Source organism: Colwellia sp. E150_009, from assembly GCF_053543955.1.
In genome coordinates, this window is record NZ_JBHFOM010000013.1 from 89,588 (window position 1) to 97,340 (window position 7,753).

Annotated in this window: 5 protein-coding genes; 1 reads left to right on the forward strand and 4 read right to left on the reverse strand. The window is 35.7% G+C overall.

The window, feature by feature from the left end; translation table 11 throughout:
• Positions 1-148 precede the first annotated feature (148 nt).
• From ACE1OF_RS08320 to ACE1OF_RS08335, 4 genes are all read right to left on the reverse strand, one after another.
• Positions 149-3,331 (reverse strand): efflux RND transporter permease subunit, encoded by a 3,183-nt coding sequence (locus ACE1OF_RS08320; RefSeq protein WP_448893824.1) that lies wholly within the window; start codon positions 3,329-3,331, stop codon positions 149-151.
• Positions 3,331-4,842 carry an efflux RND transporter periplasmic adaptor subunit gene (locus ACE1OF_RS08325; protein WP_448893829.1) on the reverse strand — a complete coding sequence of 504 codons (1,512 nt, stop codon included), beginning with the start codon at positions 4,840-4,842 and terminating at the stop codon, positions 3,331-3,333. The genes ACE1OF_RS08320 and ACE1OF_RS08325 overlap by 1 nt, the downstream gene beginning before the upstream one ends.
• A 47-nt stretch (positions 4,843-4,889) precedes the next feature.
• Entirely contained in the window at positions 4,890-6,320 is a 1,431-nt protein-coding gene (locus tag ACE1OF_RS08330; protein ID WP_448893825.1) for a TolC family protein, read from the reverse strand.
• Between the two features lie 159 nt (positions 6,321-6,479).
• Positions 6,480-6,782: a hypothetical protein gene (locus ACE1OF_RS08335; RefSeq protein WP_448893826.1), complete on the reverse strand. Its 303-nt coding sequence runs from the start codon at positions 6,780-6,782 to the stop codon at positions 6,480-6,482.
• 305 nt (positions 6,783-7,087) lie between these two features.
• Here ACE1OF_RS08335 and ACE1OF_RS08340 point away from each other — a divergent pair, with 305 nt between their 5' ends.
• A complete protein-coding gene (locus ACE1OF_RS08340; protein WP_448893827.1) occupies positions 7,088-7,549 on the forward strand; it encodes a YgjP-like metallopeptidase domain-containing protein in 462 nt (153 codons plus the stop codon).
• The last annotated feature ends 204 nt before the right edge of the window (positions 7,550-7,753 follow it).

Sequence of the window (7,753 nt, forward strand, 5' to 3'; positions counted from 1 at the left end):
ATATATTCATTTATAGCCCATGATTAGTAGTGCCATGTAACCTTATAAATAATACAAAGTTTTCCTGAAACCATACTGATATAGATCATACTTAATCTCAACTCGTTTAAGATATTTTTAATCAGTACAAAAACATAACAATGTTAATTCATTTACTGTTTAATTTGATAGTTTCCTGCTTTCCATTGGCAGACATATTTTTTACCGATAACGAACGCCATAAATAAAATAACACAGGTAAAATAAGTAAAGTTAACATTACGGCACTTAGCATGCCACCAACCATTGGTGCAGCAATACGGCTCATCACTTCTGAACCAGTTCCTGTACCATATAAAATTGGTAATAAGCCAACAATAATAGCCGCAGCGGTCATCATTACTGGTCTGACTCGTAAACCTGCTCCATGAACAACTGCTTGTAACACATCTTCTTTTGTTGTCACAATGCCTGCTAACTGGTGCTCTTTTAACATTTCTTGGTATGCTTGGCTTAAATACACCAACATAATAACCCCTATTTCAACAGCAACACCTGCAAGGGCGATAAACCCCACACCTACTGCAACTGAAAAATTATAGCCCTCTAGGTACATTAACCAAATACTACCAACCATGGCTAATGGTAAAGTACCCATGATAATAGCGACTTCAATTACACTCCGAAAATTTAAATACAATAAAATAACAATAATAAATAACGTTAACGGAACAACATATGCCAATTTTGTTTTAGCACGTTGCATATACTCATATTGCCCAGCCCATGCAACAGAATACCCCACAGGTAATGCTAATTTCTCAGCTACTATTTTTTTCGCTGCAATAACATAATTTCCAACATCAATCCCCTCTATGTCAACAAATGTCCAACCATTCAAACGAGCATTTTCAGATTTGATACCTGGTGGGCCATCTTCTACCTTTATGCTAGCTACATCGCCTAATGAGATGTGTTGACCGTTCGGCGTAATAATAGGCAATAATGATAGCTGTTCAGGCGAGTCTCGATAGTCTTGAAGGTATCGCAAACTTACAGGGTAACGTTCTAATCCTTCAACTGTCTTAGTAATATTCATTCCACCAATAGCGGTAGCAATCACTTGCTGGATTTCAGCAATATTTAAACCGTAACGTGCGGCTTTCTCTCTTTGTATATCAATTTTTATATAGCGACCACCAACCACACGCTCTGAATATACTGATGTCGTAAAAGGTACCTCTTTTAATATTAACTCTAACTGTTTCCCTATCTCTTGAATAACCGATAAGTCAGCACCAGCAATTTTAATTCCGACAGGTGTTTTTATTCCCGTTGCTAACATATCAATACGTGTTTTTATTGGCATAACCCAAGCGTTAGTCACTCCAGGTAATTTAACCAATGCATCTAATTCGCTTTTCAAGCTTTCGGAAGTAACCCCTGTTCGCCATTGATCTTTTGGTTTGAACTGAATAAAGGTTTCAATCATTGTCAGGGGTGCAGGATCAGTAGCAGTTTCAGCTCGACCTACTTTACCAAATACGGTTTTCACTTCAGGGACCGTTTTAATCAATTTGTCCGTTTGCTGTAAAAGTTGGCGTGCTTGACCGATAGAAATTCCAGGGTAAGTTGTCGGCATGTACATTAAATCACCTTCATCAAGTGGTGGAATAAATTCACTACCAATTTTATCAAGAGGATAAACACCAAATGCTAGCACAGCCATTGCAGCCACTAATGTTACTTTAGGAAATTTTAAAACAGTTTTTAAAGCAGGAAGATATATAAAGGTTAAAAATCTATTTACTGGATTTTTATGTTCAGATAATACTTTACCTCGAATAAAGTAACCCATCAATACAGGAACTAAAGTAATAGCTAAGGCTGCAGAAGCGGCCATCGCATAGGTTTTAGTAAAAGCAAGGGGTGCAAACATGCGCCCTTCTTGGGCTTCTAAAGTAAAAACAGGCACAAAACTTACTGTTATGATTAGCAAACTAAAAAATAAAGCAGGTCCCACCTCACTTGCTGACTCGGTCACTACTTGCCATCTATTTTCGTTGGTTAGTGATTTTCCTTGAGCAGTAAGACGTTCCATGTGTTTATGCATATTTTCTACCATAACAATAGCACCATCTATCATAGCGCCAATGGCAATCGCTATCCCACCTAATGACATAATATTAGCGTTTAAACCTTGCATATGCATTACAATAAATGCAGTTAAAATACCTACGGGCAAACTAATAATAGCAACTAAAGAAGAACGAACATGAAACAAAAAAATAACACAAACCAATGCTACAACCGCAAACTCTTCCAATAGTTTATATGCTAAATTATTTACTGCTCGCTCAATTAAAGCAGAACGATCATACACAGGAATGACTTCAACGCCTTCGGGTAATCCTTTTTTGAGCTGTTCAAGTTTTTCTTTTACTCGATTAATAACTTGTTGGGCATTTTCTCCAAAACGCATTACAACTATGCCACCAACAGTTTCCCCTTCGCCATTCAGTTCTGCGATACCGCGACGCATTTGCGGCCCCGTACCAATGTCAGCAACATGTTTTAGCAATAACGGTACGCCATTTTTATTAATTCCTAATGGAATATTTTCTAAATCATCAACACTTTTAATGTAGCCCGTAGCGCGTATCATGTACTCAGCTTCGGCCATTTCAATGACAGAGGCACCTATTTCTTGATTACCTTGTTTAATAGCCAATTGAATATGAGAAAGTGGAATTTCGAAAGCACGTAGTTTGTCAGGATTAATTTTTACTTGGTACTGTTTAACCATACCACCAAGTGCTGAAACTTCAGACACACCAGATACTGTTTGTAGCTCAAATTTTATAAACCAGTCTTGTAAACTGCGCAGTTGACCTAAGTCATGTTGACCTGTTTTATCTATTAATGCATACAAATATACCCAGCCAACACCCGATGCATCAGGGCCTAATTGTGGGCGGGCAGCATCAGGAAGATTAGGAGAAACTTGACTTAAATATTCAAGTACCCTTGATCGTGCCCAATAAAGATCTGTATCTTCATCAAAAATAACATAAACATAAGAGTCACCAAAAAAGGAGAAACCTCTAACAGTTTCAGCGCCCGGCACTGACAACATAGCAGTTGTCAGTGGATAGGTTACTTGATCTTCAACTACTTGTGGTGCTTGTCCTGGGTAACTTGTTTTAATAATCACTTGCACATCAGATAAATCAGGCAATGCATCGATTGGCGTTTTATTAACGGAATATAAGCCAACGCCTACAAGTAAGCAGGTTATTAACAAAACTAAAAAGCGATTACCTACAGACCAACGAATAATAGAGGTGATCATTATTCCACTCCTTTACCGTTAGCTTCATTGTTAAGTTCAGACGAACTTGTGTCAAGTTTGGGCATGAGCATTGCGCTAACAATAATGAAATTACCTTCTCTAATTTCAAAGGTAAACATCACATAAGCATCAGGTGAAAATAAATTCATATCAATGTTATCTTCAACAATAAAATCAACTGTGTCAGCTTTACGTCCCCACTTTTCAATCGCTTCACGATCAATAGTGGCAATTCTCTGTTCTGTCATGACAGATACAACTGTACCGTTTACAGTAGCAGAAGCAATTGCTACAGATTCAGCACTTAATGGCTCATTTAGCACGTTTTCCTGATGCATGCGTTTAAAATCAGACGTTTTACTAGATTCAGAATCAAGTAAAAATTGTGCGGAGCTTACTATTTTATCTCCTTCATTAATCCCTGTTATTATTTCAACATTTTCGCTGTCAAATCGCCCTACAGAAACAGCAATTGACTTAAAGCTACCTTCACCTAAAGCAAGTACTACTCTGTTTTGAATACCTGTTCTGATCAGAGCTTCTTTGGGAATTAACAATGCTTTTTTGTCTACCGATGTATGAATTGAAATTTGCGCAAACATATTCGGTTTAAGTTCACCATTTAGATTGTCAAACCGTAACCGAACAATGGCGGTTCTCGTTTTGGCGTTAATCATAGGGTGGATATGCTCAATTTGACCTGACCATGATTTATTTGGTAAGTAATCGAGGGTCATGTCTACTTTATCTCCCATTGAAACTAGAGCTGCTTGGCTTTCAAACACCTCTGCTTTTACCCACACTTCACTTAAATCAACAATGGATAACATCATTGTCTCTGGTTTTACATAAAAACCTTCTCGGATGTCCAATTGCTTCACAATTCCTTGCTGTGGTGCATAAAAAGTAACAAATTGTTGTACTTTTTTATCTTTGATAAGTTGATTAATACTAACCAAAGGGAATTTTAAAGCGAGAAGACGATCTTTAGCTGCATCAACTAACTGTTGGTTTTTGCGTGATACTGCCAGCAACAACTCCTCTTGTGCATTCACCAATTCAGGTGAATATATATCGTATAAAGGTTGATTCTTTTTAACTGCATCGCCAACCGCTTTAATATATAACTTTTCTACCCAGCCTTGAACTCGCGGGTGAATATGTATCAGTTTATTTTCATCATAAGTAATATATCCCACAGTATTTATTTCTGTTTGCAAACGTTTATATCGGGCTTTTGTGATTCTTACGCCTAAATTATTGACCACTTCAGGTGATATTTTAACGGTACCAGCCCCTTCATTTTCCCCACTTCCTTGGTTATCATAAACAGGTATTAAGTCCATCCCCATAGGCGATTTACCAGGTTTGTCACGCCTGTAATTTGCATCCATTGGCGCAACCCAATACAGGATCTTTTTCTGTTCATAAGACTCATTAATTTTTTGGTTATTTAATGGACCTGACATCAAATAAAATATACCAAACATAATAAGCCCCCCTAAAACCATACCACCGACAATCAATTTAATCTGGTTTGCTTTGTTAACTATGCTCACTATTTTTCTCCTAACAGATCAAGTTTTTCAGTGCTAATACTTGACTTAACAAAACTAAAATTTACATTATTCAAATCAGTTTTAATTTGTGAATAATCTGCATTAACACTACCCACAAAAAGGTAATTAAGCTCTAGTCTAATTTTCTGCTCTTCAACATTCAGTGCTAACTCATTAATTTCAGTGTTTAATACATCAATACGTGCCCGAACGACTTCTGATAAACTACCATCGTCATTGGTATAAGCGGTTAAAGAAGCTTCTGCTTGCTCTTTTAGCTGGGGTAATAACGTAAATGTATATAATTTTTGCCGTTTTTTTAAACTCAACAATCTTCCTTTTGCGCTAGAAAAAGCACCAAATAACTGTCTGAGTACCAGTGTTTTTTCCGTTTTAGCTGCTTCTGTTTGATATATTGCTGCGTTTAGGTTTTGATCTTGTCGGTTATGAGTAAATAGTGGTAAATCAAATGTTACACCTACAGAGAATAAATCAGCGCGACTATTGCCCATAGAGTCATCACGTCTGTAGCCATAACTTGCATTTACTCCCCATTCTGGTTTAAATTTCTGTTTTGCCAACGTAATTTCTGTTTCTGTTGCGTTAACTTGCTTTTCTATTGCAATAACAGCTGGATGATTTGATAAATATGGTGCTAATTCATCTATTTGAAGCCAATTTTCATTATAAATTATGGCTGGATTACGTAAATCAATTTGGGGAAGTTGCGAGCTAAACTGTATTTCACTCAAAGAAATTGTCGTTATCCATTGTGTTAGCATTCCTTTGAAACGATTTTTTTCTTGCTCTAATTGTTCAAGCCGATCATCTAACCGAACCAGCTCTAATTGTGCTTGTAAAACGTCTTGTTGACGAATTTTACCTAGTGTAGACGAGTAGTTTGCCATTGTTACATCCACTATTTGCTCAAATAACGATTTGTTTTTCTCAATTAAAGCAATGCTCTGCTGAACACGGTATGCATCTAGCCATAATGCACCAACAGTAACCGCTACTTTTGCTGCTCTGTCTATTCTTTGGTAGGGAAATGCCTCACTTTTAGTTTTCAATTGTTGGCTTTTAATATCAAGCGTATCGCCACGAGGAAACACCTGAGAAATGCCAATTTTAGCCTGTGTCATTCCTTCTTGTTCTAATTCAAAACTATTGGCTGGTAGGTTAGCAAAACTCAATGATATTTTAGGATCGGCCATCGTACTTGCAGCAATACTCAAAGACTGAATAGCGCGCTGTTTATGAATATTTCCTTTCACCCAAGGATCACCAACTTGCGCAGCTTTAATGGCATTATCGATCGATAGAATCGAATCGTTCGAAATTGTAGGATACTCAACCGCACCAAGATATATTGGTAAAAAAACAGTGATAATATGCATTAAAACTATTTTTTTTGATTTTTTTACAAACATAACCCCTCCAATAGGGATATAAATTAATAACCTTAAATTCAAAAAGTTAAAATAATATAATTAGGATTAATATGATTAGAAGAGCTTTCAAAAAGCACTAGTCATAAAGCAGAAATCAATGAATAAATGAGTCAAATTTTAGACACACTTACGCTATATTTAGCTTACTATTGGAGGTCGATACAATGTAGATGGTTTATGGCTTCGAGCCAAATGATTATTGGAAAGTATTTTTGATGATAAATCAATCATGAAATGGTAATTGCTGTCAGACTTAATTAAAGCAACAGCAGCACTTGAACACCCACCTGTAAAACAATTGCATGTTTTACTACAACAGTCTTGGGTTGATGATTGTGAATCATCAGAAGACTTCTTTGCCACAGTTTTCACATTTTCACTTTTCTGATTTAACTCCATCATTGGCATTTGTGCCATTCCCATCATAGAATGAGAAGTCATATGGTAAGACATCACAGTAGACGCTAATGATTGGCTTATAAAAGCCAAGCAAACTAGCATAACCATAAATGTTTTAAGAAAGGTAAATGGCAAGACTTTAAACCAACAAGAATACTTGCGACTGATAATCGCATAACTGCTATTTTTTTTCAATTGAAAAACCGATTAAACATAAAATAACGGTGCAATTTAACCAATTTATTATTACAATAATAACCTAAGTTTTCCGTAATCATTATGATAAATTGACTAAGTTAAAATATATATCTTCTTACCCCCCTAGTATACAACGTCAAGTTAGTTCAATGTTGGAAGAAAAAACTTTAAGTAAATATTTATTGTCAAAATATCCTAAACCACACAATATAACTAACGACAAGGTCTTAAGATCTTTTGTGATGAATTTGAAGAATCAATATTTAAAAAAATCATCACCGCTAAGTAAAATTAAATTCGACGATAAAATACACGTCATTAATAATGCTCTGGGATTGCATAGTTTTGTTTCACGGGTGCAAGGTAGTAAATTAAAAAGTAAAAATGAAATTCGTATAGCCACTGTATTTAAATCAGCCCCTGAAGAGTTTTTACAAATGATAGTAGTACATGAATTAGCGCATTTAAAAGAGAAAGAGCATAACAAAGCATTTTATCAATTGTGTCAGCATATGTTACCAAGCTATCATCACATTGAACTTGATTTAAGAATTTATCTCACTCAAATAGATTCGTTCGGTAACATTTATGACCTACCTAAAGCGCTATAATTTAGCAAAAATCAGTTGGTAAAAGAACGATCACTTTTTACCAACAAACACTCATTTATTACCAGTAAAAACTCACTTATTTGTCACTTAATATCAAAAACACTCTTTTTATTCAAGATTCACTATAATACCATTTTGATTAAATTTGTGATCTAATTGTATTTATTTTTTCTACATCAGTATTTTTGCAAATAACTTCTTTAG